Raw genomic sequence first — 25,864 nt, forward strand, 5'->3', positions numbered from 1 at the left:
AGCGGACCGTCGCCAAGACGGCCCCCGCCGAGACGGTCACGGAAGCGGTCGCGGAGCCCAAGGCCGACGACGCCGTCGAGGCGCCGAAGACCGAGGCGCCCAAGAAGGCGGCCCCGCGTAAGCGCGCGACCGCGAAGAAGGCGGTCGCCGCCGTGGCCCCGGACGCCTCCGAGCCGAAGACGACGCCCCGGCGCCGTACGGTGAAGAAGGCCGCCGAGACCGTACCGGCCGAGACTCCGGCCGCCGCGGAGCCGCAGGTCAAGAAGGCGGCGCCGCGTAAGCGCGTCGCCAAGAAGGCCGCCGCCCCCGAGGCGTAAACGGCACACGGCACGACGGCCTGAACGAAGGCCCGGCGGCCGAAGGCAGCACACGGTGGCCCGGTTCCTCCTGGAGGGACCGGGCCACCGTGCGTCTAGCCCTCCCGCGAGCCCGCTCGGCGGGCCCGGGATCCGGACGGAGCCGGAGCGGCCCACGAGCCGGACAAGATCCGGAAGGCGGGCCGGACAGGCCCTAAAGTCGTTTGTATGAGCAAGCCGCGCTCCCTGGCCCTGCCGCCCCGCACCCGTGCCTACCGGCTTTCCACCGTGCGGGGCGAGTTCGCCGTCCTCGACACCGCGCCGCCCGCCGACTTCCCCCGGCACGGCACGGCGCTGCTGCTGCCCGGCTTCACCGGCAGCAAGGAGGACTTCCTGGGGCTGCTCTCCCCGCTGAGCGAGGCCGGTTTTCGTACGGTCGCCGTCGACGGCCGGGGCCAGCACGAGTCCCCGGGCCCGCGCGGCCGGGCGGCCTACCGCCGCAAGGCGCTCGCGCTCGACGCGGTGGCGCAGGCCGCGGCACTCGGCGACGGCCCGGTGCATCTGCTCGGCCACTCCTTCGGCGGCCTGGTGTCCCGTGCGGCGGCGGACCTCGCGCCGGAGGCGTTCGTGTCGCTGACGCTGCTCTCCTCCGGGCCCGGCCGGGTCCCGCGCGGTCAGCGGGCCCGGGTCCGCGCGCTGCGCACGGCGCTCGCGGTGGCCTCGAAGGAACAGGTGTGGGCGGCGACGCGCTGGCTGGACAGCCGGGGCGAGGAGCCGGGGTCGGCGGATCCGCCGGAGATCGTGGGCTTCCTGCGCAGCCGCTGGATGGGGACCAGGATCGCGCAGCTCTCAGGCGCGGGCCGGCTGCTGATCGGCGATCCGGACGGGACGGCGGCGCTGCGGGAGCTGACCCTGCCGCTGCACATCGCGTACGGGGACGGGGAGACGGTGTGGCCGGTGGCGGAGCTGGCGGCGGCCGCCGCCCTGACCGGCGCCCACCACACGGTGGTGGACGGCGCCGGTCACTCCCCCAATGTGTCGCACCCGGCGGAGCTGGCGGAACGGCTCGCCGCCTTCTGGGATCTCAGCGCGAATCTCAGCGCCCCCGATCCGACCGCCACCGATCCCAGCTCCACCGGTCTCGGCTCCGCCCCCTCCGACGGCCTCAGCTCTGGCACACCCGGCGCAGATGCTGCCAGAAGCCGTCCCGCAGCGCCCGGCGCAGCGGCGGATGGCCGCGCAGCGACCGGCCGAGCAGGCGCTCCCCCTCGGTGAGGAGTTCGCCGTCGACGGATCCGGGCAGGTAGGGGTGGCCGGGCAGCAGCTCGGCGAGCCGGTCGCGGCCGCGTTCGGCGAACCAGGTGGCGGCGATCCGGGCGCCGACGAAGGCGACATCCTCGCGTGAGGGCAAGGGCGTGCCCTCGTTCTCGTAGAGGGTGACGGACTTGCGGGTCACGTACGGGCGGCAGAAGTCCAAGTCGAAGACGCGCTGGCTGTCGACCTCCCACAGCAGCGGGTCGGCCTGGTTGCCGCGCTCGGCGGCCTCGATGCCCCACAGATGGACGCGGGCGCCGTAGCCCTGCGCGGCCTCGACGGCCGAGACCAGGTCCTCGTCGCCGCCGACGAGCGCGGCGTCGCTGATGGCCCGGTGCCGGGCGAGGGACTCAAGGTCGGTGCGGATGAGGGAGTCGACGCCCTTCTGCTGATTGTTGGCGTTGAGGTTGCCGAGGCGGACCTTCACGTCGGGCAGCTCGGCGATGGCCTGCTGCTCGGAGGTGTGGATACGGCGCCGGGCACCGTCGTACCAGTAGACGCGCAGCAGCCGGCTGTCGGCGAAGATCGTGCGCGCGGTGTCGATGAAGGCATCGATCAGGCCCTCGGCGTCGAGATCGAAGTTGCGCCGGTCCTCGGTGCCGGCGACGAGCAGGCCGACGGCGGCGTAAACGTACCCGGCGTCGACGAAGATCGCGTGCGTCGACGGGGTCTTCGCGACCTCGGCGAGCATGCGGCGCAGCAGCTCGTTGGTGTGGTCCAGGCGCGCTTCGACGGCGGCCAGCGCGGCCGTCGTACCCGGTCCCCCGTCGGGGGACTCGTCCGGATCGCCGTTCCCTACCAGCGAGTAGTTAGTCATCCGAAAAATTTCCTTAGCGTAGGGAATGTTTGGGTGGTGCAAGTCGTTGAGCAGTTATGTAACCCCAGTTCTTCATGTTTGCGTGGAGGATCAACTCCGACGAAGGGAGAAGCACATGCGCTTCGAAATCCTGCGACTGGACGACATTGACGGTACGCCCGTCGAGCGCACCGTCGTGGACGCCGCCTCCGTCAACGGGATCGTGCAGCAGGCCGCAGCGATCGGCCAGCGCATCTGGATCCGGCCGACCGACGCCTCGGCGTCGTAGCGGTCACACAGCCGCAGAGGCAATACCGCCCTTTCGACACCGCGCCCCCGCATGGACTCCACTGGAGGAATCCGTACGGGGGCGCAGTGCTGTCCCTCCGGGGCCGCCCGGAGAGCCGCCGGGTCAGGTGCCCTGGATGATCTGGGTGACGCCGTTCACGATCTGCTGGACGGCGATGGCGGAGAGCATCATGCCCGCGAGCCGTGTCACGAGGACGACGCCGCCGTCCTTGATGACCCGGATGATCAGCAGCGAGTAGCGCATGGTCACCCAGAGCACCAGGTGCATGGCGATGATCGCGCTCCACACCGAGAGCTGCTGGCCGAAGCCGTCGGCGTTCTGGACGGCCAGGATGACGGACACGATCGCGCCCGGTCCGGCGAGCAGCGGCATGCCGAGGGGGACCAGGGCGACATTGACGTCCTTGGTCTGCTGCGGCTCGTCGGTCTTGCCGGTGAGCAGATCGAGCGCGATGAGCAGCAGGAGCAGACCACCCGCGATCATCAGGGCCGGGACCGAGACGTGCAGATACGCCAGGATCTGCTGGCCGAGGACGCCGAAGACGCTGATGACGCCGAAGGCGACGGCGACGGCCTGCCAGGCCATACGGCGCTGGACCTTGGTGGCGCGACCGGAGGTGAGGGCGAGGAAGATCGGCGTGATCCCGGGGGGATCCATGATCACGAAGAGGGTCAGAAACAGCGAGCCGAAGACGGCGACGTCGAACACGGTGAATGGGCCTTGCGGAGAAAGGGGGTGTACACGAGCACCCGGAATGAATGGTTCCGGAAGAAGGGCGGCATGCGGCCGGGATGGGGGTCGTGGGGGTCGCACACGGAGGAGCAGGTCAGAGGGCCGACGGCTGGGGAAGCCTGGGCGCACACCGGCGCACGGGCACACCTGTCACCGCGGGCGGTGACAGGTGAGGGCCAGGCCGGGGTACGGAAGCGGCGCGGCGGCCGAGGAGCCGGAGCGGTGGAGAACCGTCAGCGGCCGCGGTCAGCGGGTTCCGCCGGCGCCGGGCACCGGGAAGGCACCCGTGGCGCGGCGCGTGATCTCGCCGTAGATCTCGGGGTCGGTGGTGAAGTCACCGAGTCCGACGGTCTTGCGGCTGCCGTGGTAGTCGCTGGAGCCGGTGGTGAGCAGCCCCAGTTCCCCGGCCAGCCCTCGCAGCCGCGCCCGGGTCGGCTCGTCGTGGTCCATGTGGTCGACCTCGATGCCGTCGAGGCCGGCCTCGGCGAGGCGCGCGATCGCGGACTCGGGCACACAGGTGCCGCGCTTGACCGCCTGCGGGTGCGCGAAGACGGTGACCCCGCCGGCCGCCTTGACCAGCCGGATCGCGTCGATCGGGTTCAGCTCGTGCTTCTCGACGTGCGCCCGGCCGCCGTCGGCCAGCCACTCGGGCGTGAACGCACCGGACACATCCGGGACGACGCCCAGCTCGACCAGCGCCTCCGCGACATGCGGGCGGCCCACGGAACCGTCACCCGCGATCCGGGCGACCTGTTCCCAGGTCACCGGGACACCGAGTTCCCGGAGCTTGCCGACCATGGCCCGCGCGCGCGGCACCCGGTCGTCGCGGACCAGCTCACGCTCGGCGGCGAACGCGGGCTCCTCGGGGTCGAAGAGGTACGCGAGCATGTGCAGGCTCACCCCGTCGAGACGGCAGGAGAGCTCGGCGCCGGTGACGAGCGTGAGCCCCTCCGGCAGCGCGGCGATCGCTTCCCCGTACCCGCGGGTGGTGTCGTGGTCGGTCAGCGCGACGACGTCGAGACCGGCGGCCGAGGCGTTGCGTACCAGCTCGGCGGGGGTGTCCGTACCGTCCGAGGCCGTGGAGTGGGTGTGCAGGTCGATACGCACGACGCGGGACTCCAGGGATTCGAGGCGGACAAGAGCAACGCCTCAGCATAACGGGCGAATCGAACGCGCTCGTACGGATTCGACGAACCGGGCACCCCTTACGCGGTGACCCCGGTTACCCCGGCCGCTCACGTCGCCCACGCCGCCCCGGCGCCTGTGCGGCCCCGCCTGTCCCGGCGGTCCCGACCACCGCCCCACCACGCTCTGCCGTCCCGGCTGCGCCAGGCTTCCCGGCCGTCCTGCCGCGCGCTTCCGCCCCGGCTGCCCCAGGAGTCCCGGCTATCCCAGGAGTCTCGGGGTCAGGGCGCCGAACGGCAGGAGGTCCACCTCGGCGCCCGCGTCGCGGAGGTCGGTGAGGATGAGTTCGTCGTACATCAGCAGGCCGGACTGTTCGGGCCAGACGATCGCCCACAGCCACAGGCCCCGCGCCTCACCCGCGAAGACCGCGCGGTCGTGCGGGGCGTCGGCGACATGCCACAGCGGGGTGGGGCGGCCGGCCGCGAGCACCTTGACCTGCGGCGGCTTGTCGATCGCCATGCCACCGGAGCCGGGGTCGGGGCCGTCGATGCCCGCGAACCGGGCGCCGAGGCCGACCCCCAGCTCCTCGGCGACGAGCAGCAGCTCGCCGATGCCGCCCAGCGGGCCCGGGCCCGAGCAGGCGACGGCGGTGGCGCGGCCGCCGCTGCGGTCGTCACCGGCGTACGCGACCCCGGTGAAGAGCCATCCGATGGGCAGCGGCCAGGGCATCCACACCGGTACGTGGGCCCGGTTCACGACGACGCCGAGGGCCTCGACACTGGGCGGGATCACGGGCTGCAGCGGATAGACCGAGCCGTGTACGTCGCACTGCCAGGAATCGGCGAAGAGACCGGGCGCCCTGACCCGGCCACCGCACTTCGGGCAACTGGGTTCGCCCCTCATAGGGCTCAACGGTCCTAGCTCCGCGGCCCCGCGTCAAGGACGATCACCGGCGTTCACCCGTCCGATCGGGAACCTTCACCCGGACCGGAAGCCGAATCGAACGATCCGCCCGGAGGAGGGCTCCCACGCCGGGCCGGAACCGGGACCGGCCGGCCGGACCGAACCGACCGCTCGGCGCGGGCCGCGTACCGCCCACCCCTCGGTCCGGCCGTCTCCTCGGCCCGGTCGCCCCTCTCGACCCGGTCGCCTCTGTCCAGCCGTCTCAGTCCAGCCGCACCGACGTACGCCGCGGATCGCGCAGGTCCGTCCCCTTCGCCAGCCAGCGCTCCTCCAGGGCCTGGGCCCCGTGCACCCGCTTCCAGGCGGCCTCGTTCGAGGTCATCGGCAGCAGCGGCAGGAAGCGGACCGGGTCCATCGGCTCGTCCATGTCGAGGTCCTCGACAAGGCCGCCCGGCTCGGCGACCAGGACGGAGCTGAAGGGCGCGCCCGGCCACAGCGGCTCGCCCACGTCGAGCGAGGCGCCCGGTGCCACGACCACGCCCTCGACCTGCGGACTGGCGGCGAGCACCGCGAGCGGGCGGAGCGCCTTGTCGGTATCGGCGAGCCCGGCCCGTACCGAGAGGACCAGCTCGGCCCGCGGCCCCTTGACCGGGTCGGCGAGCACGGCCGTCGGGTCGGCCATCGGCTGGGCGGACATGCCCAGGGTGGCGTAGCGCACCAGGCCGGCCTCGGTGTCCACGAAGCGGAGCACCTCGATGCGATCGGTGCCGAGGAAGGTGACGGCGGCGCGGGCGTCGGGCTCGCCGAGGGCCGTGCGCAGCCGGGCTTCGACCAGAGCGAGAATTTCTGCCATGGGCCGAGCATAAAGCGAGTATGGAGTGGGCAAAGTCAAAGATTGACCTTCAGTCGGCTGATAGTCTTGGCCACTGGTCGGACTTCCGACTGCTCGTCACACGTCATCCCTCACCAGGGACCGGCCGGAGGAGGTGGGACTGCGATGGATCGAAGTCGATCGGGCAGTACCAGCCGCTCTTCCGCCGCCACACCCCCGCGGTCGTAACTCCGGCGCGGACGGTCCCCAGGTGGCCGGTGACACGAGGACCCCACCGCGGTCCTCCCTCCGGCACTCCGCACGACGGAAGAGCTGCCTTCGCCTCCCGAGAGCACCGCTCTCCCCCGAGAGCCGCGCTCTTCGCCCCGTCTGTTGCGAACACCGTCACCGCGATCCCCGGTGCCGCCCGCTTTGTGGATGAAACGTTCCACGTCCCCATTCCGGGCTGCGCCACGCTCGCCGACGGCCTCTCCGTGAAGGAGCAGCACGCCCATGTCGATGATCCGTGACCTGCGCGCCGCCGTACGCCCCTCCCTGCGGCAGTCCCTCCGGCACCCGCTGCGCAAGCCCGGCACCGGTTCCGGCCCCTCCTCGTCCTCCCCGTACGGGACCTACGACGCCACCCGCGACCCGTCGGCGCCCACCGCCGTCGTCGACTGCGCCGTCTACCGCGACGGCCGTCGCGTCGACGACAGCGCGTGCCTGAGCCCGCGTGGCGCGATGCGCCAGGTGCGGGAGAGCGGCGGCTTCGCCTGGATCGGGCTGCACGAGCCGACCGAGGCCGAATTCGCCGGGATCGCCGCCGAGTTCGGGCTGCACCCGCTCGCCGTCGAGGACGCCGTCCACGCCCACCAGCGGCCCAAGCTGGAGCGCTACGACGACACGCTCTTCACCGTCTTCAAGACGATCCACTACGTCGAGCACGCCGAGCTGACCCCGACCAGCGAGGTCGTGGAGACCGGCGAGGTCATGGTCTTCACCGGCCCCGACTTCGTCATCACCGTCCGGCACGGCGGCCACGGCTCCCTGCGCAACCTCCGCCACCGCCTCCAGAACGACCCCGAGCTGCTCTCCAAGGGCCCCTCGGCGGTCCTGCACGCCATCGCCGACCATGTCGTCGACGGCTACATCGCGGTCGCGGACGCCGTCGAGCTGGACATCGACCAGATCGAGATCGACGTCTTCTCGCCGCCGGCCAAAGGCTCCACGCGCGGCACCGACACCGGCCGGATCTACCAGCTCAAGCGCGAGGTGCTGGAGTTCAAGCGGGCCGTCACCCCGCTGATGCGCCCGCTCCAGCTGCTCAGCGAGCGGCCGATGCGGCTGGTCGATCCCGACATCCAGAAGTACTTCCGGGACGTCGCCGACCACCTCGCCCGCGTCCAGGAGCAGGTCGTCGGCTTCGACGAACTGCTGAACTCGATCCTCCAGGCCAACCTGGCGCAGGCGACCGTCGCCCAGAACGAGGACATGCGCAAGATCACCTCGTGGGCGGCGATCGTGGCCGTCCCGACGGCGGTCTGCGGCGTGTACGGCATGAACTTCAAGCACATGCCGGAGCTGGAGTGGCGGTTCGGCTACCCCATGGTGCTCGTGGGCATCGCGGCCATCTGCTTCACCATCCACCGCACTCTCAAGCGCAACGGCTGGCTGTAGGAGCCAGCGCGGGCGGGGCCGGGGCGGGCAGCGGCGGGGCGGGCGGTCGATAGGCTGCGGGCATGACCGACGCGCTGTTCGGGCCCGCCCTCGTCGAGGAGGCCACCAAGAAGTCCGGCCTCGTCTGGGTACGGGGCCAGGCCCCCGCCGCCCGGGCGCTCTGGCACCTGTGGCACGACGGCGGCGCGCTCGTCGTCGGCGACGGCCCCGGCGAGCAGCCGCTGCCCGGCCTCGTCGACGGCGCCACCGCCGAGGTCACCGTCCGCAGCAAGGACAAGGGCGGCCGGATCGTCTCCTGGACCGCCGTCGTACGGGAACTCGCGCCCGGCACGGAGGAGTGGGACGCGGCGGTCGCCGAGCTGAAGGGCAAGCGGCTGAACGCGCCCGACGCCGAGACGATGACCGAGCGCTGGGCGCGCGAGTGCCGAGTGCTGCGGCTCGTCCCCCGCGACTCGACGACCGAGCTGCCGGACGGCTCGCTGGCCGCCGTACCGCTGCCGTCCCCGGCCCTCACGCGCGAGCCGGTCCCGGCGGCGCTGCCGAAGCTGCTGCTGCGACGGGGCCGCCGCCGGGGCTGAGCCGCCGCCGGCCCGGGGCGTCGGCCCCCTTCGGACCAAGGTCGTCAGGTGCTGGGCAGCTGCTTGCCGTAATCCACGGTCTGCCCCTTCGCGGGCTCGTCCAGCGTGAAGTTCCGGTCCCACTCGGACAGCACCACCACGCCCGCGCCGCCGCCTCGGGCGAGGCGGACCGGGAACGGCTCGCCGTCCAGGGCGACGTCGAGGGAGCCGCCGTCGCCGCCCTGGCCGCCGCTGATGGTGATGGTGCGGACGCCGCCGATCTTGCCGTGGTCGCCCTTGACCAGGTCGCCGTGGACCGCGAGCAGTCCGTCGAGCAGCAGGCGCATGTCGGTGAAGCCGCGCAGCTGCTTGTAGGAGGGATCGCCCTCGGGCACCTTCACGTACTTGTCGTCGAGCTTGTCGGCGGCCTGCGCGCCGCTGTCCCCGTTCTTACCCGCGCCGGCCCCGGAGCCGGAGCCCGTGCCGGAACCGGCGCCAGACCCGGACCCGGAGTCGGAGCCGGGCCCGGAGTCGGAGCCGGGCTCCTCGTGCGCCCAGAAGCTCGCGGCGGCCTTCAGGAAGAGCGCGTCCTCGACCCGCAGCAGCTCGAAGGTGCCGTTCTTCGTCGTCACCGACCCGACGGCGCCGTCCTGCTTGAGCTGCATGTTCAGCTTGTACGTACCGCCCTTGCTGACCAGCGTGCCCGCGAGCCGTACGGCCTCCGCGCGGTCCGCCGCCGCCTTGGCCTTCTTCTCGATGGCGGGCGCGTCGAGCTTCCCCACACCGTTGGTCCCCGCGTCCGGGTCGGTGTCGCCGCCGCAGCCGGCCAGCGTGGCCGTGAGACCGGCGCACAGCGCCAGGGGCAGCGCGGCCCTGCGGATGCGCGAGAACGGACGGAGAAGAGTCACCAGGGCACCTCTCTGTTCGGTGAGGGGGACGGAAGGGCCGGTGCGGACCGGGGAACCGGACCGAACCGGAAGACCGGCACGAAACACGGAACCGGAACGAACCGGAGGACCGGTGCGAAACGGGGAACCGGCGCGGACCGGAGGGCCGGTGGGGACGGCCGACGGCAGCGTACCCGGGCCGGACCGGGCACCCGGCAGCCACCCGGGGAACGCCGTCCGGGGGCGCTGCCGAAGCGTCATAGATCGACACGGGCTAGCCTGAATCAGGCACATTCGGAGACAATCAGGCGATTAAGCGGATCATCCGGCACGAAGGAGGCGCACAGCATGGTGGCAGGCGCCCCCCGGGTCTTCGTCTCCCATCTCGCGGGCGTCCCCGTCTTCGACCCCGTGGGCGACCAGGTCGGCCGGGTCAGCGATCTCGTGGCCATGCTGCGGGTGGGCCGCCGGCCGCCGAGGCTGCTCGGGATGGTCGTCGAGGTGCTGTCCCGGCGCCGGGTCTTCGTCCCCATGACCCGGATCACCGGCATCGAGTCCGGGCAGGTCATCTCCACCGGCGTGGTCAACATGCGGCGCTTCGAGCAGCGCCCCACCGAACGGCTCGTCCTCGGCGAGCTGCTCGACCGGCGGGTGCGGCTCGTCGAGCCGGACGGCCGCGAGGGCGAGGAGGTCACCGTCCTCGACGTGGCGATCCAGCAGCTGCCCGCACGCCGCGACTGGGAGATCGACAAGGTCTTCGTACGGCGCGGCAAGGGCGGCGCGCTGCGGCGCAAGGGCGAGACCCTGACCCTGGAGTGGTCGGCCGTCACCGGCTTCTCCCTGGAGGAACACGGGCAGGGCGCGGAGAACCTGGTCGCCACCTTCGAGAAGCTGCGCCCCGCCGACCTCGCCAACGTGCTGCACCATCTCTCCCCCAAGCGCCGGGCCGAGGTCGCCGCCGCGCTCGACGACGACCGGCTCGCCGACGTCCTGGAGGAGCTGCCGGAGGACGACCAGGTCGAGATCCTCGGCAAGCTGAAGGAGGAGCGGGCCGCCGACGTCCTGGAGGCGATGGACCCGGACGACGCGGCCGACCTGCTCTCCGAGCTGCCGGAGGACGACAAGGAGCGGCTGCTCGCGCTGATGCGGCCGAGCGACGCGGCGGACGTCCGGCGGCTGCTGGCGTACGAGGAGCGGACCGCGGGCGGTCTGATGACGACGGAGCCGATCGTGCTGCGGCCGGACGCCACGGTCGCCGACGCGCTCGCCCGGGTGCGGCTGCAGGACCTCTCCCCTGCCCTGGCGGCGCAGGTGTACGTCTGCCGTCCGCCGGACGAGACGCCGACCGGCAAGTACCTGGGCACGGTGCACTTCCAGCGGCTGCTGCGGGACCCGCCGTTCACACTGATGGGCGCACTGGTCGACAGCGATCTGCCGCCGCTCGGCCCGGACACCCCGCTGCCCGCCGTGACCAGCTACTTCGCCGCGTACAACCTGGTCGCGGCGCCGGTGGTGGACGAGAGCTGGCGGCTGCTCGGGGCCGTGACGGTGGACGACGTGCTCGACCACCTGCTGCCGGACGACTGGCGCGAGACGGAGTTCCACGAGCCGCACGAGCGCGAGGAACGGGAGCGCGCGGAGCGGGACGAGGGGGTACGCGGTGGCTGACCGCCCGCAGAACAGGGACCGAAGCCGCGACGGAGGCCACGACGGAAACCGGAGCCACTGGTGGGAGCGCGAACGGGACCGGGAGCGCGACTGGGGACGCGAACGGGAGCGGGATCGGGACCGCGAAAAGGACCGGGACCGGGAGCGGACGCTGCCCCGGATCCGGCTCGACCAGCCCCGCATCCGGCGCGTCCGGCTGCTGCCGGAGTACGACGCCGAGGCCTTCGGGCGGATGTCGGAGCGCATCGCCCGCTTCCTGGGGACGGGGCGGTTCATCGTCTGGATGACGGTGATCATCATCGTCTGGGTGGTGTGGAACGTGTCCGCGCCGAGGGAGCTGCGCTTCGACAACTACCCCTTCATCTTCCTGACCCTGATGCTCTCGCTCCAGGCCTCCTACGCGGCCCCGCTGATCCTGCTCGCGCAGAACCGGCAGGACGACCGGGACCGGGTCAATCTGGAGCAGGACCGCAAGCAGAACGAGCGCTCCATCGCCGACACCGAGTTCCTGACCCGGGAGATCGCCGCCCTGCGGATGGGCCTCGGCGAGGTGGCGACCCGCGACTGGATGCGTTCCGAGCTGGAGGATCTCCTGAAGGAGCTCGACGATCGCCAGGACGGACACCACGACGGACACGGTGACAGCCACGGTGACGGGCGGCGTGAGGGCCGGCGCGACGGGCGGTATGGAGAGCGCGGCGATCTATTCCCGTCCGGGGGCGGGAACAGGAGTGATCTACCCGACCGCTGACGGGGCTTTCACCGGCCGGTGGTCGTCGCCGTACCATCGGAGTCATGGCTACGGAAGACGCGGTGCTTGAAGCACTGGCGACGGTGAACGACCCCGAGATCAACAAGCCGATCACGGAACTCGGCATGGTGAAGTCGGTGGAGATCGGGTCCGACGGACGGGTCGCGGTGACGGTCTATCTGACGGTCTCCGGCTGTCCGATGCGCGAGACCATCACCCAGCGCGTGACGGACGCCGTCGCCCGCGTCGAGGGGGTCACCGGCGTCGACGTCTCCCTGGACGTGATGAGCGACGAGCAGCGCAAGGAGCTCGCGGCGGCGCTGCGCGGCACGACGGCCGAGCGTGAGGTCCCCTTCGCCAAGCCCGGTTCGCTGACCCGCGTCTACGCGGTCGCGTCCGGCAAGGGCGGCGTCGGCAAGTCCTCGGTGACGGTCAACCTGGCGGCGGCGATGGCGGCCGACGGGCTGAAGGTCGGTGTCGTGGACGCCGACATCTACGGCCACAGCGTGCCGCGGATGCTGGGTGTGGACGGCAAGCCCACCCAGGTCGAGAACATGATCATGCCGCCGTCGGCACACGACGTGAAGGTCATCTCCATCGGCATGTTCACCCCGGGCAACGCCCCGGTCGTGTGGCGCGGCCCGATGCTGCACCGCGCGCTCCAGCAGTTCCTCGCCGACGTGTACTGGGGCGACCTGGACGTCCTGCTGCTCGACCTGCCCCCGGGCACCGGCGACATCGCGATCTCCGTGGCGCAGCTGGTGCCGAACGCGGAGATCCTGGTCGTCACCACCCCGCAGCAGGCCGCCTCCGAGGTCGCGGAGCGGGCCGGCTCGATCGCCGTGCAGACCCACCAGAAGATCGTCGGTGTCGTCGAGAACATGTCGGGCATGCCGTGTCCGCACTGCGACGAGATGGTCGACGTGTTCGGTACGGGCGGTGGCCAGAAGGTCGCCGAGGGCCTGTCCCGGACCACCGGCACCACCGTCCCGGTCCTCGGCTCCATCCCGATCGACGTCCGGCTGCGCGAGGGCGGCGACGAGGGCAAGCCGGTCGTCCTGGCCGACCCCGACTCCCCGGCCGGTTCGGCGCTGCGCGCCATCGCGGACAAGCTCGGCGGGCGCCGGCGCGGTCTGTCGGGCCTGAGCCTGGGCATCACGCCGCGCAACAAGTTCTGAAGTCCCACCCCGTATACGTACGTACGCAGGTACGCGAGAGGGCGCCCCGGATCCGTCCGGGGCGCCCTCTCGCGTACGCGGCGGGGGCGCGGGGTTCCTCGGACGTACGAGCTCAGACGTACGGAGCCCGGGCGTACACGCTCAGACGTACGGGCCGAGGTCCTTCACCTGCGCGAAGCCGAGGCCGTAGGCGCTCATGCCCCGCCCGTACGCGCCGATGTGGACGTCCGGGGCCGAGCCCGCGAGCACCCAGCCGAACTCGGTCTCGCGGTAGTGGAAGGCCACCGGAACGCCGTCCACCGGCAGCGACAGCGACGTCCAGTCGGGCCCGTCGAGGTCGTCGGCGAGCTCGAAGGCGGTCTCCGTCTGCTGGTCCAGCCAGTTGTCGCGCATCGCGTGGTCGAGCTGGGCGGGCCAGGTGTGGGCGAGGAGGCCGGAGCCGGCCAGCCAGGCGGCCGAGGAGACCGTGGTGGCCTCCAGGACGCCCGTACCGTCGCCGCTGCCGCCCACGGGATGGGCCGCGACCGTCACGACGATCGCGAACCGCTCCTTCTCGGTGGCGCTCGCGTCGGACTTCACCGACGGCTCGTCCCCGTGGCCCAGCGAGCCGTGCCGGACGCTGCCGTCGGCCGCCGTGCCCACCCGCATCAGCCGGCGTGGCCCGGTGAACGCCTCGTCGAGCCCGTACCAGGCGAAGGGGGCACGCAGGAAACCATCGGTTTCCATCCCACGGGTCGTCGTCATTACGGCCGCCTCCTCGTTCGTCGACAGAGGGAGGATAGCCACCGCGGGACGCGGCGGCTGTGACGGGCCGTCGTCAGGTGGCGTCGGAGTCGTACGGCGGGCGCTCGGTGCCGCCCGGCTTGTCCTGCTTCTTCAGGAGGTCGGGCGAGCCGTTGACGGCCGCCGGGACGGTCGGCTGCGACGGCGTGTCCGAAGCCGGGGAGAGCGAGCCGGACGCCGAAGACGAGGGAGCCGAGGAAGGCGCAGAGACGGTGTCGCGGCCGTGGACGGCGTCGGCGACCTCGTTCATCTCCTTGCGGAGATCGAAGCTGGAGCGCAGTTCCCGCAGCTCCTTCAGGTCGTCGTTCTCCGCGAGCTGCTTGCGGATGAAGTTCTTGGGGTTGAGGTCCTCGAACTCGAAGTCCTTGAACTCCGGCCCCAGCTCGCTGCGGATGTCGGCCTTGGCGCTGTCGGAGAACTCGCGGATCTTGCGGATCACCCCGGAGATGTCCTGGATCAGCTTCGGCAGCTTGTCGGGGCCGAAGATGAGCACGGCGAGCACCACGAGCGTCACCAGCTCGAGTGCGCCTATGTCGCTGAACACCCTGTTGCTCCTTCTCGCCGGTCCCGGACGGCCCGCTCCACGGTACCCGCCGAATCTGTCCGACGGGTACCGAGTGGTGTCCTCCACATGGCCGTCAGGCGCCTGTCGAGGACCCCAGCGTCAAGGTCTTTGTCTGCTCTTTGCCGTCGCGGGTCACGGTGAACTTCAGCGTGTCGCCCGGACGGTGGGCGCGGATCTTCACGATCATTTCCTCGCCGCTGTGCACCCGCTGGCCGTCGACCTTGGTGATGACGTCCCCGGGCCGGAAGCCGGCCTTGTCGGCGGGGCCGCCGGGGGTGACGGAGGGGCTGCCGTTCTTGCCCTTGTCGCCGACCCGGGCGCCGTCGCCGGTGTAGCGCATGTCGAGGCTCACGCCGATGACCGGGTGGGTGGCCTTGCCGGTGTTGATGAGCTCCTCGGCGACGCGCTTGCCCTGGTTGATCGGGATGGCGAAGCCGAGGCCGATGGAGCCGGACTGGCCGCCCTCCGGGTCGGAGTTGCCGGCCGCGCGGATCGCGCTGTTGATGCCGATGACCCGGGCGGCGGAGTCGACGAGCGGGCCGCCGGAGTTGCCCGGGTTGATCGGCGCGTCGGTCTGGAGCGCGTCCACGTAGCTGACGTCGCTGCCGTCGCCCTTCTCGCCGCCGGCGGTGATGGGGCGCTCCTTGGCGCTGATGATGCCGGAGGTGACCGTGTTGGACAGGTCGAAGGGGGCGCCGATGGCGACGACGGGGTCGCCGACGCGCACGTTGTCGGAGTTGCCGAGCGCCAGCGGCTTCAGTCCGGACGCCCCGGAGACCTTGATGACGGCGAGGTCGTAGCCGGCGTCGCGGCCGATCAGCTTCGCGCGGGCGGACTCGCCGTTGCTGAAGGTGACGGAGATCTCGCCGGAGGACGCGGCGGCGTCGACGACGTGGTTGTTGGTGAGGATGTGGCCCCGGGTGTCGAGGACGAAGCCGGTGCCGGTCCCGGCCGAGCCGCCGCCGCTGACGTGGATGGTGACGACGCTCGGCAGGGCGGTGGCGGCGATCCCCGCGACGCTGTCGGGGGCGCGGCCGATGTCCTTGGCCTCGGACTGGGGCAGCTCGATGGCGGAGATGCCGCCGTGCCGCTCCACGTACGCGCCGACACCGCCGCCGATCACACCGGTGACGAGGGCGAAGGCGAGCGCTCCGGCGAGCGCGAGACCGCGCCGGGGCTTGCGGGGCGGCTTGCCGGCACCCGGATCCGGGAAGTCGCCCGGGACGCCCCAGGGGTCGTACGCGGGACCGGCGGGCGGCGGCCCGGCCGGTGCCGCGGGCATCGGCACGGGGGCGTGGCCGGGGGCGGGTGCGTGGCCGGGGGCGGGTGCGGGAGCCATGGCCTGCGGCGGTACGGGCCGCTGGACGGGCGGCGCGGGCGCCCAGGGCCCCGGTCCGCCGTACGGAGGGGTCGCGTACGGGTCGGGGGCGTGCAGCGGCTGTGGCGCCGGCTGCTGCGGGGCGTGCTGCGGGGGCGCGGGTATGGGCTCCGGGGCCCGGGTCACGTCCGGGGCAGGAGCCGGGGCCGGAGTCCCGTCCGGGGCCGAAGTCGTGTCCGTGTCCGTGTCCGCGACCGGAGCCGAGTGCGCGTCCGTGCCCGGAGTCTGATGCGGACTCGGGTCGATGGCGGGTTCGGCGTGCGGAGTCTCGGCCGCCGGCGGGGCGGGCGCGGTCACGGGCGCCGGCGTGGCCGTCTCGGCCACCATGGGTCCGGCGGGCGCGGGCTCCTGAGCGGACGCCGGCTCGGCGGCGGTGCCGGATGCCGCGGCGGTCTCCGCAGCGGACGCCGGCACCGAAGCGGGCTCGGACGCCGGAGCGGACGCCGGTGCCGCGAGCGTGAAGTCGGTGTCGTCCACCGGTTCGGCCGGCCCGTCGGGTGTGGTGACCGTGCCCGTGTCCGGACCCGTGCCCGTGTCCGTGGTCGAGCTCCGGCCCCACCACGTCGGCTTCCCGTTCTTCATGCGCTCCCCGCAACAGCTGACCCTGTCCGCGCCGCCCGCGTCGTCGGACGGCGCGCCCCCTAGGACCCTGCCTCCGAAAATACGGACGGCGGACCCTAGCCCCCTGGATTCAACCAGGTCGCCCGTCAGTGGTGGGAGGGGCTCGGGGTCGGGGTGGGGGTCGGGCCGGGTCCGGCCTGGTAGGAGAGCCGCAGCGTCGGATTCATGGGCGGCCGGGCGAACGGGGACAGCTCCAGGCGGACCGGCAGGATCGTCGGCGGCGCGGGCTCCGGGGTCGCGTCGCGGCGCGAACCGGACGCGAAGGTCGCCGGCGCGCGCAGCGGGGTCAGGTTGCTGCCGCCCGGGCCGCCGCGGCCGCTGTCGAGGGACATCGTGCCGCCCAGCGCGATCGCCGCGAACGAGACGGCGCTGGCCGCCGCGAACGCGAAGCGCCGGCCCCGCCACGGGGAACGGTCGCCGACCTCGTGGATACGAAATCCGGTGTCCGGGGTGACGGGCACGGCCGTGGCGAAGCCGTCGGCGCGCACTCCGCCCTCACGCAGCAGGTCGGCGAACGGACCGCCCGGTCCGCCCGATCCCCCGGGCCCCCCGTCGAGCGGTCCCCCCGGCAGCCCCTGGAGCCGGGCGAGGAAGCCCGCCGAGGGCGCCGGCGGGGCGCTGGACGCGAAGACGCTCTTCAGGGTGCGCTGGGCATCGGCCTCGGCCTTGCAGCGCGGGCAGGTCGCGAGGTGCGCGAGGACCCGTTCGCGGTGGTCATGGCCGAGCTCGCCGTCGACGAGCGCGGCGAGCCGGTCCCCGAGGTGCTGTTCCGCGGGGGTTGGTGACGGACTGGTGCCGCTCACGCCGCTCCGCCCTCCCCTCCGACGGTGGCGAGGGCACGCTCCTGGCGCGCCTCGGGCGACCGGTGCTTGAGAGCCTTGCGCAGGTGCGAGCGACCGCGGTGGATCCGGCTGCGGACCGTGCCGAGCTTCACGCCGAGGGTCGCGGCGATCTCCTCGTACGACAGTCCCTCGATGTCACAGAGCACGACCGCGGCACGGAACTCGGGCGCGAGGGTGTCGAGGGCCTGCTGGACGTCGGCGTCGAAGTGCGTGTCGTTGAAGGCCTGCTGCGGGGACGGCTCACGGCTGGGCAGCCGCTCGGCGGCGTCGTCGGCGAGCGCGTCGAAACGGATGCGCTGCTTGCGGCGCACCATGTCCAGGAACAGGTTGGTGGTGATGCGGTGCAGCCAGCCCTCGAAGGTGCCGGGCGTGTACGAGGACAGGGAGCGGAAGACCCGGACGAAGACTTCCTGGGTCAGGTCCTCGGCGTCGTGCTGATTGCCCGTGAGGCGATAGGCGAGACGGTAGACACGACCGCTGTGGGTGCTGACGATCTCCTCCCAGCTGGGCGGCGTCCATGCCTGGGACTCCGCCTCGGAGGCGAAGGTCGCGGTGGTGGGCGCGGAGACGGCGGCGCGGGAACGGTCAGCGGTGTCGGTCACGGATTTCGGCTCACCCGCCGACCTGAGAAGACGCCGAAGCACTCCTCCCCGATCCACAGGCGCAGCCGCACCTCCCCTATCGGCTCTGGTGGTGTCCAGTGGAGTCCCTACCATAGCCACCTCGCCCGTTAGCTCCGGATAAAACTCTTTACGCGAATTTGGGACGGGCTCACTCCGCGCTCCCGACACCGCTTCCTGCCTCTGTGAACGCGCGGTCCCATCTGCGGGTTCCCGCGTCCAGCGGATACAGTCGACGCCGTCCGTCAACTACAGGGACAGCCAGGGGAACAGGAGAGGGCCATTACCGCCAACCGGCAGACGAGCCTGGCGTTCGCCGACGCCTTTGTCGCCGAGGACGAAGCGCTGCTCTGGGCCCGTGACCGCGCCCACGAGGCGGGCGTTCCCTCGGTGTCCTCGGGTACCGGTGCCGCTCTGCGCCTGCTGGCCGCGACCGCGGACGCCAAGGCGGTGGCGGAGATAGGGACGGGCACGGGTGTGTCCGGGATCTATCTGCTGCTCGGCATGCGGCCGGACGGCGTACTGACCACGGTGGACATGGAGCCCGAGCGCCAGGCGCACGCGAAGGCGGCCTTCCGCGCGGCGGGCTTCGCGGGCAACCGGGCCCGGTTCATCCCGGGCCGGGCGCTCGAAGTGCTGCCCCGGCTCGCGGACGGCGGATACGACCTCGTGTTCTGCGACGGCGACCGGCTGGAGCTGCTCGACTATCTCGTCGAATCGATGCGGCTGCTGCGGCCGGGCGGTCTGGTCTGCTTCGAGGGCGTGTTCGCGGACGGCCGCACGGTCGACTCGGCGGCCCAGCCGGCCGAGGTGCAGCGCATACGGGAGCTGCTGCGGACCGTACGGGAGAGCCGCGAGCTGCTTCCGACCCTACTGCCGGTGGGCGACGGCCTGCTGTGCGCGGTACGCCGGGACACCTGACCCACCTGTTCCCGGCCCGGTCCGGTCCGGCCTCCGGCCACGCGCGCGTACGAGGCGCGCGGGCGGCACGCCATCACGTACGGCCGCTCCCCCGACCGTCGCCGTGTCCCGTACGTCCGCCCCGCACCCGCCGCGTCACATACGCCACGTCACATACGCCGTGTCACATACGACCGGCCCCCGCGCGCGTACGCCCCGCTTCCGGCTCAGGAAACGCTTCTGCCCCGGCATGGTCGGAACCGTACCGGGGCAGAAGCGGAAAAACGCGACTGGGCGTGACTAGCCGACGACCTTCTTCAGCGCGTCGCCGAGCGCCTCGGCCTCATCAGGGGTCAGCTCGACCACGAGCCGGCCGCCGCCTTCGAGCGGAACGCGCATGACGATGCCCCGCCCCTCCTTGGTGACCTCGAGCGGGCCGTCACCCGTCCGCGGCTTCATGGCCGCCATGCTCGTTCCCCTTCCTGAAACCAGCTCATCGTCAGCATCGAACACGATTGCTTCCCGGTCATTATCCCGCATCACAGGACCCGATGACCAACATCAGCAGGCATCGCTTCCGCAACGCGCTTTCACAAAGCCACACATTTCACCGCTCCACCTGCGATACTTCGCCGCTGCCGGTCCCCTGCCGGGTGCTGATTTGTTGACGCAGCTCACATGCCGGGACCGGGCGGGCGCGGGGTGATCTCCGCCATGCTGTGGGGGTCCTTCCCGGGCGGAGTCCGGAGAAGGGTCGACGACGCGATGAAGCGAAGGGAACCCACGATGGCCGACACGGTGCTGTACGAGGTGAGCGACGGACTCGCCACCATCACCCTCAACCGCCCCGAGGCCATGAACGCCCTGAACGTGGCGCTCAAGGTCGCGCTGCGCGACGCGGCGGAGGCCGCCGCCGCCGACCCGGCGGTCCGCGCGGTGCTGCTGACCGCGGCCGGCGAGCGGGCGTTCTGCGTGGGCCAGGACCTGAAGGAGCACGTGGGCCTGCTCAAGGCCGACGAGGAGTCCGGCACCCGGCACACCATGGACACGGTGCGGGACCACTACAACCCGATCGCCCTGGCCCTGGCCGGGATGCCGAAGCCGGTCGTGGCCGCGGTGAACGGTGTGGCCGCCGGAGCGGGCTTCGGCTTCGCGCTCGCGGCGGACTACCGGGTGGTCGCGGAGACCGCCTCCTTCAACACGTCCTTCGCCGGGGTGGCGCTCACCGCCGACTCCGGGATGTCCTGGACACTGCCCCGCCTGATCGGCCCGAGCCGCGCGGCCGACCTGCTGCTCTTCCCCCGTACGCTCACCGCGCGGGAGGCGTACGAGCTGGGCATCGTCAACCGGCTGGTCCCGGCGGAGAAGCTCGCCGAGGAGGCCGCGAAGGTCGCCCGCAAGCTCGCCGACGGCCCGACCTTCGCCTACGCGGCGCTGAAGGAGTCCCTGGCGTACGGCGCGGACCACTCGCTCGCCGAGGCCCTGGCGAAGGAGGACGAGCTCCAGACGAAGGCGGGCTCGTCCGAGGACCACCGGATCGCGGTGCGGGCCTTCCTCGCCAAGGAGAAGCCGAAGTACGTCGGCCGCTGAGCGTCCCGCCGACAGCTCGGCTCGTCCGGGGCCCGGTCACCCGGCCCCGGGCGGGTCCCGCGGCGCGCCGTCAGCGGCCGGCGCCCCGCGCGAAGCAGTCCGTCACATGGTCGTCGACCAGCCCGCACGCCTGCATCAGCGCATACGCCGTCGTCGGGCCGATGAACCGCAGGCCGCGCTTCTTCAGGGCCTTGGCCAGGGCCTTCGACTCGTCCGTGACGGCCGGGACGTCGGCGGTCGTGGCCGGGGCCGGCCGGGTCGCCGGATCGGGGGCGTACGACCAGATCAGCGTGTCCAGTTCGCCTGGCTCCCAGTCCGCGAGCACGCGCGCGTTGGCGAGGGTGGCGTCGACCTTGGCGCGGTTGCGGATGATCCCCTCGTCGGCGAGCAGCCGGGTGCGGTCGGCCTCGCCGAAGCGGGCCACCTCGGCGATCTCGAAGCCGGAGAACGCCGTCCGGAAGGTCTCCCGTCGGCGCAGGATCGTGATCCAGGACAGGCCGGACTGGAAGGCCTCCAGGCACAGCCGCTCGAACAGGGCGTCGTCGCCGTGGACGGGGCGGCCCCATTCCTCGTCGTGGTACGCCACGTAGTCCTCGGTGGACAGCCCCCAAGGGCAGCGCAGCCGGCCGTCCGGCCCGGCGATGGCCTTGCCGTCGCTCATGCCCCGCTCCCCCTGGTCCCGCCGTCCGTCACCTTGCCGGCCGCCGTCTCACCGGTGGCCTTCTCCGCGACCTCGTCCGCCGGCTCGGCCGCCGTCCCGCTCGCCGCCGGCTTGTCCAGCGGCACACCCGCGTCCCCGGCCGCGCCCGAGGCTGAGTTCCCGGCCGCGTCCACGGCTGCGCCCGCGGCCGTCCCGGCCGCCGTCGTCTCGCCGTCCCGCCCCCGGAGGACCGTCAACTCCGCCTCCAGGTCCGCGATCCGGGCGTCCCGCTCGGCGAGTTCCGCGTCGAGCCGGTCCAGTACGTCGTCCACGTCGGCCATCCGGTAGCCGCGCGGGCCGACGGGGAGGCGCAGTGCCTCGATGTCGCCCCGTCCGACCGGCCGGTTCGGCGGCAGCGGGTCCACCAGCTGTTCGGGGGCGACTTCGGGCAGGACCTCGCTCTCGCCGCCGCCGACCACCGCCAAGGTGACCGCCGCGACGACCACGACCATCGTGATCAGCAGAAACCAGAACACCTGCGCGCCTCTCGCCGTCCGTGGAAATCGTCCGGTGCCGATCGTGCCATGCGCCACCGACGGTTAGGGTCGCAGGCGAACGGACGCGAGGGAGGACAAAAGGGATGCTGCGCTTGGGACGGCGAGAATTCGGGCCGCACGAGCCGGTGATCATGGCGATCGTGAACCGGACCCCCGACTCGTTCTACGACCAGGGCGCGACCTTCCGGGACGAGCCGGCGCTCGCCCGGGTCGAGCGCGCCGTGGCCGAAGGGGCGGCGATCATCGACATCGGCGGGGTCAAGGCGGGCCCCGGCGAGGAGGTCACCGCCGAGGAGGAGGCGCGCCGTACGGTCGGCTTCGTCGCCGAGGTGCGCCGCCGCCACCCGGATGTGGTGATCAGCGTGGACACCTGGCGGGCGGATGTCGGCGAGGCCGTGTGCGAGGCGGGCGCGGATCTGCTCAACGACGCGTGGGGCGGGGTCGACCCGCGGCTCGCGGAGGTCGCCGCGAAGTACGGCGCGGGTCTGGTGTGCACGCACGCGGGCGGCGCGGAGCCGCGGACCCGGCCGCACCGGGTGGAGTACGAGGACGTGATGGCCGACATCCTGAAGGTGACGGTCGGACTCGCGGAGCGGGCGGTCGCGCTCGGCGTACGGCGGGACGGGATCATGATCGACCCGGGCCACGACTTCGGGAAGAACACCCGGCACAGCCTGGAGGCGACCCGGCGGCTCGGGGAGATGGCCGAGACGGGGTGGCCGGTGCTCGTCTCGCTGTCGAACAAGGACTTCGTGGGCGAGACGCTCGACCGGCCGGTCAAGGAGCGGGTGCTCGGCACCCTTGCGACGACGGCCGTCAGCGCGTGGCTCGGGGCCCAGGTGTACCGCGTGCACGAGGTCGCGGAGACGCGGCAGGTCCTCGACATGGTGGCGTCGATCGCGGGCCACCGGCCGCCGGCCGTGGCGCGGCGCGGTCTCGCGTAACCGGTCGGAGCGGGGCACCGCACCGGGTCGGCGTGTGCGCCGAGTGCGCGACGTACGCGCGCAAGGCGGGCGGCGAGACCCGGGCAGGTGCGGCGGGACGGGCGGCGGGACGGGCGGGGCAGGAGACCCCGGCCGTCCCGGCGAGTCCTACCGACCGTGCTCCTTCGGTCCCGCCTCCTTCGTCACCAGCGCCACCGCCTCGTCCACGTCGTCCGTCACGTGGAAGAGGAGCAGGTCGTGCTCGGCCGCCTTGCCGCCGGCGACGACCGAGTCGCGCAGCCAGTCCACGAGGCCCTTCCAGTACTCCGTACCGAACAGGACGATCGGGAAGCGGGTGACCTTCCGGGTCTGGACGAGGGTGAGCGCCTCGAACAGCTCGTCGAGGGTGCCGAGGCCGCCCGGGAGGACGACGAAGCCTTGCGCGTACTTCACGAACATCGTCTTGCGGACGAAGAAGTAGCGGAAGTTCACGCCGATGTCGACGTGCGGGTTGAGGCCCTGTTCGAAGGGCAGCTCGATGCCGAGACCGACCGAGACGCCCTTGGCCGCCCGGGCGCCCTTGTTCGCCGCCTCCATGGCGCCGGGGCCGCCGCCCGTGATCACCGCGAAGCCCGCCTCGACGAGCGCGCGTCCGATGCGTTCGGCCGCGTCGTACTCGGGGGTGTCGGGCAGCGTACGGGCCGAGCCGAAGACGCTGATCGCGCTGGGCAGTTCGGCGAGGGCGCCGAAGCCCTCCACGAACTCGGACTGGATGCGCATGACCCGCCAGGGGTCGGTGTGCACCCATTCCGAGTCGCCCTCGGCGTCGAGCAGCCGCTGGTCCGTCGTGCCGGGCTGGACCTGATCGCGGCGCCGGAGCACCGCTCCCAGCCGCTGCTCCACCGGCTTCACCGGCTCGCGGGAAACACCCATGGCCTGCTCCTCTCACCGTCCACTGATCGTCCCGGTCAGATTAGGACGCGTCAGGTGAAGAGGACTCGAATTGCCGGAATCATTCGGACGGAATCATTCGGTGAGCCAGTCGCGAAGTCGCGCCTCGCAGTGGTGGATTCGCTCGACGTGCACGTGCTCGTCCCGCTTGTGGGCGTAGAGCGGGTCGCCCGGGCCGTAGTTGACGGCCGGGACGCCGAGCGCGCTGAAGCGGGCGACGTCGGTCCAGCCGAACTTCGGCTGGGCGGTGCCGCCGACCGCCTTCATGAAGGCCGCGGCGGCGGGGTGGGACAGGCCGGGCAGCGCGCCGCCGCTCTCGTCGTCGATCACGAACTCGGCGATGTCGCAGTCCGCGAACACCTCCCGCACGTGCTCCAGGGCCTGGGCCGGGGAAATGTCGGGGGCGTAGCGGTAGTTGACGGTGACGACGCACTCGTCGGGGATGACGTTCGTGGCGACGCCGCCCTCGATGCCGACGGCGTTGAGGCCCTCGTGGTACTCCAGGCCGTCGATGACCGGCTTGCGCGGCTCGTACGCGGCGAGGCGGGCGAGGATCGGCGCGGCGGTGTGGATGGCGTTGGAGCCCATCCAGGAGCGGGCGGAGTGGGCACGCTCGCCCGCGGTGCGCAGCTTGACCCGCAGGGTGCCCTGGCAGCCGCCCTCGACCTGGCCGTAGGAGGGTTCGAGGAGGACGGCGAAGTCGCCCGCGAGCCAGTCCGGGTGGGCCTCGGCGACCTTGCCGAGACCGTTGAGGTGGGCGGCGACCTCCTCGTTGTCGTAGAAGACGAAGGTGAGGTCACGGTTGGGGGCGGGCACGGTGGCGGCGAGGCGCAGCTGGACGGCGACGCCGGACTTCATGTCGGAGGTGCCGCAGCCCCACAGGATGCCGTCGTCGTCGAGGCGGGAGGGGACGTTGTCGGCGATCGGCACGGTGTCGATGTGGCCCGCGAGGACCACGCGTTCGGAGCGGCCGAGGGTGGTGCGGGCCACGACGTTGTTGCCGAGCCGGTCGACGGTCAGGTGCGGCAGAGCGCGCAGGGCGTCCTCGATGGCGTCGGCGAGCGGCTTCTCCGTACCACTGACGGACCGGAAGTCGACGAGCGCGGCGGTCAGGGCGGCGCCGTCGAGCGCGAGGTCAAGCACGGGGGCGGGCTCGGGTTCGGAGGGGGTGGTGGAGGGAGCGGTGTCAGCCATGTCCCGACCCTAACCCCGCCTCCAGTACGGTGGAGCGCGTGTCCGAGCCCCGCCGTGTCCCCGTCCCCGCCCGCCGAGGGCGCGCCGCCCGGTTCACGGCGGCGTTCTCCGTGCTCGCCGGCCTGGCCGCCTATGTGACGCTGCACGACGTCACGGGCAGCATGGGCGCGCCGCGGTGCGTGATAGGCGGTGGGGACGCGCGTTACGAGTTCACCCCCGAGCAGGCGTCGAACGCGGCGACCATCGCGGCGGTGGGCAGCTCCCGCGGGCTGCCCGAGCGGGCGGTGACGATCGCGCTCGCGACCGCGCTCCAGGAGTCGGCGCTGCGCAACATCGAGCACGGCGACCGGGATTCGCTCGGACTGTTCCAGCAGCGGCCCTCGCAGGGGTGGGGGACGCCGGAGCAGATCCTCGACCCGGTCTACTCGTCGACGAAGTTCTACGAGGGCCTGGAGAAGGTCCCGGGCTACTCGCGGCTGCCGTTGACGGTGGCGGCGCAGAAGGTGCAGCGCAGCGGTTTCCCGCAGGCGTACGCGAAGCACGAGCCGGACGCCACGCTGCTGTCGGCGGCGCTGACCGGCCGCGCGCAGGCCGCTTTGGCGTGCACGGCCGACGTCGCGGAGACGGAGGGGCGGCCGGGCGATCCGCGGCGGGTGCGGGACGAACTGGTGAAGGCGTTCGGCGCGCGGACCGCGCCGAAGGTCGAGACCGTGCCGGAGCCGGGCGCAGGGGCACCCGGCGCGGGGGCGCGGGGTACGGCCGCCGGCAAGAACGCGGTGACGGGGCCGGCGGAGCTGTCGGTGCCGGTCCACGAGGCGCGGGTCCCGCGTACGGAACGCGGCTGGGCGCTGGCGCAGTGGGCGGTGGCCCGGGCGGACGAGCTGCGGATCGCCGAGGTCGCCTACGGGGACCGGATCTGGATCGCGAACACGTCCTCGGGCGACTGGAAGCCGGTGCGCGGCGACAAGGGCGTGCGGGGGACGGACGGCTCGTCGGTACGGCTGACGCTGGCGCGTTAGGACGAGCGCGAACGCGCCGAGCGGCGCCCGTACGACGGGTCGGGAGGTGTGGCATATGCCGTCGCGTCGGGGTGGGCGCGTGGCATAGGACGACCGTCCCGGCATTACGACCGCCTCCAGACCGGCATATGCGCCATGGACGGCTCGCCGGTACGGCATATGCCGACCCAGCGGACGGGCGCGCGGACCGGAACGACCGTCCCAGCCTCAGACCGGCTCACAACCACCTCACGACGGGCATATGCACCCCGCACGGACCCCTCGGGCAGCCGTGCG

27 protein-coding genes and 1 pseudogene are annotated in these 25,864 nt (G+C 72.4%); 12 read left to right on the plus strand and 16 right to left on the minus strand.

The window, feature by feature from the left end:
* Together ACGFRB_RS28570 and ACGFRB_RS28575 are read left to right on the plus strand one after the other, a co-directional pair.
* Window positions 1–317, plus strand: a pseudogene (locus ACGFRB_RS28570) (DEAD/DEAH box helicase); the annotation flags it as partial.
* Window positions 318–524: 207 nt separating this feature from the next.
* The gene (locus ACGFRB_RS28575) at window positions 525–1,571 is read left to right on the plus strand and encodes an alpha/beta fold hydrolase (RefSeq protein WP_393247094.1); all 1,047 of its coding nucleotides are present in this window, start codon (window positions 525–527) and stop codon (window positions 1,569–1,571) included.
* Here the strand turns inward: ACGFRB_RS28575 and ACGFRB_RS28580 are convergent.
* Window positions 1,462–2,427, minus strand: a complete 966-nt coding sequence (locus ACGFRB_RS28580) for an NYN domain-containing protein (RefSeq protein WP_393247096.1) — start codon at window positions 2,425–2,427, stop codon at window positions 1,462–1,464. The genes ACGFRB_RS28575 and ACGFRB_RS28580 overlap by 110 nt on opposite strands.
* A 115-nt stretch (window positions 2,428–2,542) precedes the next feature.
* On the opposite strand from ACGFRB_RS28580, the gene ACGFRB_RS28585 reads away from it, so the two are divergent.
* On the plus strand, window positions 2,543–2,695 hold the full coding sequence (locus ACGFRB_RS28585) for a hypothetical protein (protein WP_363001554.1): 153 nt from the start codon (window positions 2,543–2,545) through the stop codon (window positions 2,693–2,695).
* Between the two features lie 123 nt (window positions 2,696–2,818).
* Here the strand turns inward: ACGFRB_RS28585 and ACGFRB_RS28590 are convergent, their stop codons facing one another.
* The 4 genes from ACGFRB_RS28590 to ACGFRB_RS28605 form a co-directional block, all read right to left on the minus strand.
* A complete protein-coding gene (locus tag ACGFRB_RS28590) occupies window positions 2,819–3,424 on the minus strand; it encodes a MarC family protein (protein WP_363001556.1) in 606 nt (201 codons plus the stop codon).
* 270 nt (window positions 3,425–3,694) lie between these two features.
* The gene (locus tag ACGFRB_RS28595) at window positions 3,695–4,555 is read right to left on the minus strand and encodes a PHP domain-containing protein (RefSeq protein ID WP_363001558.1); all 861 of its coding nucleotides are present in this window, start codon (window positions 4,553–4,555) and stop codon (window positions 3,695–3,697) included.
* A gap of 279 nt (window positions 4,556–4,834) precedes the next feature.
* Window positions 4,835–5,476 carry a DUF6758 family protein gene (locus ACGFRB_RS28600; RefSeq protein ID WP_361232226.1) on the minus strand — a complete coding sequence of 214 codons (642 nt, stop codon included), beginning with the start codon at window positions 5,474–5,476 and terminating at the stop codon, window positions 4,835–4,837.
* Window positions 5,477–5,738: 262 nt separating this feature from the next.
* The gene (locus ACGFRB_RS28605; RefSeq protein ID WP_393247098.1) at window positions 5,739–6,329 is read right to left on the minus strand and encodes a suppressor of fused domain protein; all 591 of its coding nucleotides are present in this window, start codon (window positions 6,327–6,329) and stop codon (window positions 5,739–5,741) included.
* A 471-nt stretch (window positions 6,330–6,800) separates the two neighbouring features.
* Here ACGFRB_RS28605 and ACGFRB_RS28610 point away from each other — a divergent pair, with 471 nt between their 5' ends.
* Together ACGFRB_RS28610 and ACGFRB_RS28615 are read left to right on the plus strand one after the other, a co-directional pair.
* A complete protein-coding gene (locus ACGFRB_RS28610) occupies window positions 6,801–7,964 on the plus strand; it encodes a magnesium and cobalt transport protein CorA (protein WP_363001562.1) in 1,164 nt (387 codons plus the stop codon).
* A gap of 62 nt (window positions 7,965–8,026) precedes the next feature.
* On the plus strand, window positions 8,027–8,542 hold the full coding sequence (locus tag ACGFRB_RS28615; RefSeq protein ID WP_361232234.1) for a hypothetical protein: 516 nt from the start codon (window positions 8,027–8,029) through the stop codon (window positions 8,540–8,542).
* Between the two features lie 44 nt (window positions 8,543–8,586).
* Here ACGFRB_RS28615 and ACGFRB_RS28620 read toward each other — a convergent pair whose 3' ends face one another.
* Entirely contained in the window at window positions 8,587–9,429 is an 843-nt protein-coding gene (locus tag ACGFRB_RS28620) for a hypothetical protein (RefSeq protein ID WP_393247100.1), read from the minus strand.
* 327 nt (window positions 9,430–9,756) lie between these two features.
* Between ACGFRB_RS28620 and ACGFRB_RS28625 the strand changes: the two genes are divergently transcribed.
* The 3 genes from ACGFRB_RS28625 (at window position 9,757) to ACGFRB_RS28635 (ending at window position 13,005) form a co-directional block, all read left to right on the plus strand.
* Window positions 9,757–11,076 carry a magnesium transporter MgtE N-terminal domain-containing protein gene (locus tag ACGFRB_RS28625; RefSeq protein ID WP_363001566.1) on the plus strand — a complete coding sequence of 440 codons (1,320 nt, stop codon included), beginning with the start codon at window positions 9,757–9,759 and terminating at the stop codon, window positions 11,074–11,076.
* Window positions 11,077–11,227: 151 nt separating this feature from the next.
* Window positions 11,228–11,827: a DUF1003 domain-containing protein gene (locus ACGFRB_RS28630; protein WP_393247165.1), complete on the plus strand. Its 600-nt coding sequence runs from the start codon at window positions 11,228–11,230 to the stop codon at window positions 11,825–11,827.
* Window positions 11,828–11,871: 44 nt separating this feature from the next.
* Window positions 11,872–13,005 (plus strand): Mrp/NBP35 family ATP-binding protein, encoded by a 1,134-nt coding sequence (locus ACGFRB_RS28635; RefSeq protein WP_363001568.1) that lies wholly within the window; start codon window positions 11,872–11,874, stop codon window positions 13,003–13,005.
* A 141-nt stretch (window positions 13,006–13,146) separates the two neighbouring features.
* On the opposite strand, the gene ACGFRB_RS28640 is transcribed toward ACGFRB_RS28635, so the two are convergent.
* The 5 genes from ACGFRB_RS28640 to sigE all read right to left on the minus strand — a co-directional run bounded on the left by ACGFRB_RS28640 (window position 13,147) and on the right by sigE (window position 17,910).
* Window positions 13,147–13,749, minus strand: a complete 603-nt coding sequence (locus ACGFRB_RS28640; protein ID WP_363001570.1) for a hypothetical protein — start codon at window positions 13,747–13,749, stop codon at window positions 13,147–13,149.
* Between the two features lie 73 nt (window positions 13,750–13,822).
* Window positions 13,823–14,332, minus strand: coding sequence for a sec-independent translocase (locus ACGFRB_RS28645; RefSeq protein WP_393247102.1), 510 nt, complete (start codon window positions 14,330–14,332; stop codon window positions 13,823–13,825).
* A gap of 94 nt (window positions 14,333–14,426) precedes the next feature.
* Window positions 14,427–16,313, minus strand: a complete 1,887-nt coding sequence (locus ACGFRB_RS28650; protein WP_393247104.1) for a trypsin-like peptidase domain-containing protein — start codon at window positions 16,311–16,313, stop codon at window positions 14,427–14,429.
* A 125-nt stretch (window positions 16,314–16,438) separates the two neighbouring features.
* The gene (locus tag ACGFRB_RS28655; RefSeq protein ID WP_393247106.1) at window positions 16,439–17,155 is read right to left on the minus strand and encodes an anti-sigma factor family protein; all 717 of its coding nucleotides are present in this window, start codon (window positions 17,153–17,155) and stop codon (window positions 16,439–16,441) included.
* The gene (gene sigE, locus ACGFRB_RS28660; RefSeq protein WP_361232258.1) at window positions 17,152–17,910 is read right to left on the minus strand and encodes an RNA polymerase sigma factor SigE; all 759 of its coding nucleotides are present in this window, start codon (window positions 17,908–17,910) and stop codon (window positions 17,152–17,154) included. Before sigE ends, ACGFRB_RS28655 begins: the two co-directional genes overlap by 4 nt.
* Before the next feature lie 186 nt (window positions 17,911–18,096).
* Between sigE and ACGFRB_RS28665 the strand changes: the two genes are divergently transcribed.
* On the plus strand, window positions 18,097–18,735 hold the full coding sequence (locus tag ACGFRB_RS28665; protein ID WP_363001805.1) for a class I SAM-dependent methyltransferase: 639 nt from the start codon (window positions 18,097–18,099) through the stop codon (window positions 18,733–18,735).
* 279 nt (window positions 18,736–19,014) lie between these two features.
* On the opposite strand, the gene ACGFRB_RS28670 is transcribed toward ACGFRB_RS28665, so the two are convergent.
* Window positions 19,015–19,182 carry a DUF3117 domain-containing protein gene (locus ACGFRB_RS28670; RefSeq protein ID WP_009997451.1) on the minus strand — a complete coding sequence of 56 codons (168 nt, stop codon included), beginning with the start codon at window positions 19,180–19,182 and terminating at the stop codon, window positions 19,015–19,017.
* 318 nt (window positions 19,183–19,500) lie between these two features.
* On the opposite strand from ACGFRB_RS28670, the gene ACGFRB_RS28675 reads away from it, so the two are divergent.
* Complete coding sequence (locus ACGFRB_RS28675; protein ID WP_363001579.1) at window positions 19,501–20,304, plus strand: enoyl-CoA hydratase-related protein; 804 nt, start codon at window positions 19,501–19,503, stop codon at window positions 20,302–20,304.
* Window positions 20,305–20,374: 70 nt separating this feature from the next.
* Here the strand turns inward: ACGFRB_RS28675 and ACGFRB_RS28680 are convergent, their stop codons facing one another.
* Window positions 20,375–20,965 (minus strand): DNA-3-methyladenine glycosylase I, encoded by a 591-nt coding sequence (locus ACGFRB_RS28680; RefSeq protein ID WP_363001581.1) that lies wholly within the window; start codon window positions 20,963–20,965, stop codon window positions 20,375–20,377.
* Window positions 20,962–21,480, minus strand: coding sequence for a DivIVA domain-containing protein (locus tag ACGFRB_RS28685; protein WP_393247108.1), 519 nt, complete (start codon window positions 21,478–21,480; stop codon window positions 20,962–20,964). Before ACGFRB_RS28685 ends, ACGFRB_RS28680 begins: the two co-directional genes overlap by 4 nt.
* Window positions 21,481–21,584: 104 nt before the next feature.
* Between ACGFRB_RS28685 and folP the strand changes: the two genes are divergently transcribed.
* The gene (gene folP / locus ACGFRB_RS28690) at window positions 21,585–22,445 is read left to right on the plus strand and encodes a dihydropteroate synthase (RefSeq protein WP_363001585.1); all 861 of its coding nucleotides are present in this window, start codon (window positions 21,585–21,587) and stop codon (window positions 22,443–22,445) included.
* Window positions 22,446–22,592: 147 nt separating this feature from the next.
* Here the strand turns inward: folP and ACGFRB_RS28695 are convergent, their stop codons facing one another.
* Both ACGFRB_RS28695 and dapE read right to left on the minus strand, forming a co-directional pair.
* Entirely contained in the window at window positions 22,593–23,357 is a 765-nt protein-coding gene (locus tag ACGFRB_RS28695; RefSeq protein WP_361232269.1) for a TIGR00730 family Rossman fold protein, read from the minus strand.
* Window positions 23,358–23,450: 93 nt separating this feature from the next.
* Window positions 23,451–24,569: a succinyl-diaminopimelate desuccinylase gene (gene dapE / locus ACGFRB_RS28700; RefSeq protein ID WP_363001589.1), complete on the minus strand. Its 1,119-nt coding sequence runs from the start codon at window positions 24,567–24,569 to the stop codon at window positions 23,451–23,453.
* 38 nt (window positions 24,570–24,607) lie between these two features.
* Here dapE and ACGFRB_RS28705 point away from each other — a divergent pair, with 38 nt between their 5' ends.
* A complete protein-coding gene (locus ACGFRB_RS28705; RefSeq protein ID WP_393247111.1) occupies window positions 24,608–25,588 on the plus strand; it encodes a hypothetical protein in 981 nt (326 codons plus the stop codon).
* Window positions 25,589–25,864 lie beyond the last annotated feature (276 nt).

The sequence above is a fragment of the Streptomyces sp. NPDC048718 genome (genome assembly GCF_043198875.1).
Lineage (GTDB): Bacteria > Actinomycetota > Actinomycetes > Streptomycetales > Streptomycetaceae > Streptomyces.

Bases quoted from the DNA above. Each gene is read 5' to 3' on its own strand.
- ACGFRB_RS28575 (WP_393247094.1), top strand. From the start codon at position 525: ATGAGCAAGCCGCGCTCCCTGGCCCTGCCGCCCCGCACCCGTGCCTAC.
- ACGFRB_RS28580 (WP_393247096.1), bottom strand. From the start codon at position 2,427: ATGACTAACTACTCGCTGGTAGGGAACGGCGATCCGGACGAGTCCCCC.
- ACGFRB_RS28585 (WP_363001554.1), top strand. From the start codon at position 2,543: ATGCGCTTCGAAATCCTGCGACTGGACGACATTGACGGTACGCCCGTC.
- ACGFRB_RS28600 (WP_361232226.1), bottom strand. From the start codon at position 5,476: ATGAGGGGCGAACCCAGTTGCCCGAAGTGCGGTGGCCGGGTCAGGGCG.
- ACGFRB_RS28605 (WP_393247098.1), bottom strand. From the start codon at position 6,329: ATGGCAGAAATTCTCGCTCTGGTCGAAGCCCGGCTGCGCACGGCCCTC.
- ACGFRB_RS28610 (WP_363001562.1), top strand. From the start codon at position 6,801: ATGTCGATGATCCGTGACCTGCGCGCCGCCGTACGCCCCTCCCTGCGG.
- ACGFRB_RS28615 (WP_361232234.1), top strand. From the start codon at position 8,027: ATGACCGACGCGCTGTTCGGGCCCGCCCTCGTCGAGGAGGCCACCAAG.
- ACGFRB_RS28625 (WP_363001566.1), top strand. From the start codon at position 9,757: ATGGTGGCAGGCGCCCCCCGGGTCTTCGTCTCCCATCTCGCGGGCGTC.
- ACGFRB_RS28635 (WP_363001568.1), top strand. From the start codon at position 11,872: ATGGCTACGGAAGACGCGGTGCTTGAAGCACTGGCGACGGTGAACGAC.
- ACGFRB_RS28640 (WP_363001570.1), bottom strand. From the start codon at position 13,749: ATGACGACGACCCGTGGGATGGAAACCGATGGTTTCCTGCGTGCCCCC.
- ACGFRB_RS28650 (WP_393247104.1), bottom strand. From the start codon at position 16,313: ATGAAGAACGGGAAGCCGACGTGGTGGGGCCGGAGCTCGACCACGGAC.
- sigE (WP_361232258.1), bottom strand. From the start codon at position 17,910: ATGGTAGGGACTCCACTGGACACCACCAGAGCCGATAGGGGAGGTGCG.
- ACGFRB_RS28670 (WP_009997451.1), bottom strand. From the start codon at position 19,182: ATGGCGGCCATGAAGCCGCGGACGGGTGACGGCCCGCTCGAGGTCACC.
- ACGFRB_RS28675 (WP_363001579.1), top strand. From the start codon at position 19,501: ATGGCCGACACGGTGCTGTACGAGGTGAGCGACGGACTCGCCACCATC.
- ACGFRB_RS28680 (WP_363001581.1), bottom strand. From the start codon at position 20,965: ATGAGCGACGGCAAGGCCATCGCCGGGCCGGACGGCCGGCTGCGCTGC.
- folP (WP_363001585.1), top strand. From the start codon at position 21,585: ATGCTGCGCTTGGGACGGCGAGAATTCGGGCCGCACGAGCCGGTGATC.
- ACGFRB_RS28695 (WP_361232269.1), bottom strand. From the start codon at position 23,357: ATGGGTGTTTCCCGCGAGCCGGTGAAGCCGGTGGAGCAGCGGCTGGGA.
- dapE (WP_363001589.1), bottom strand. From the start codon at position 24,569: ATGGCTGACACCGCTCCCTCCACCACCCCCTCCGAACCCGAGCCCGCC.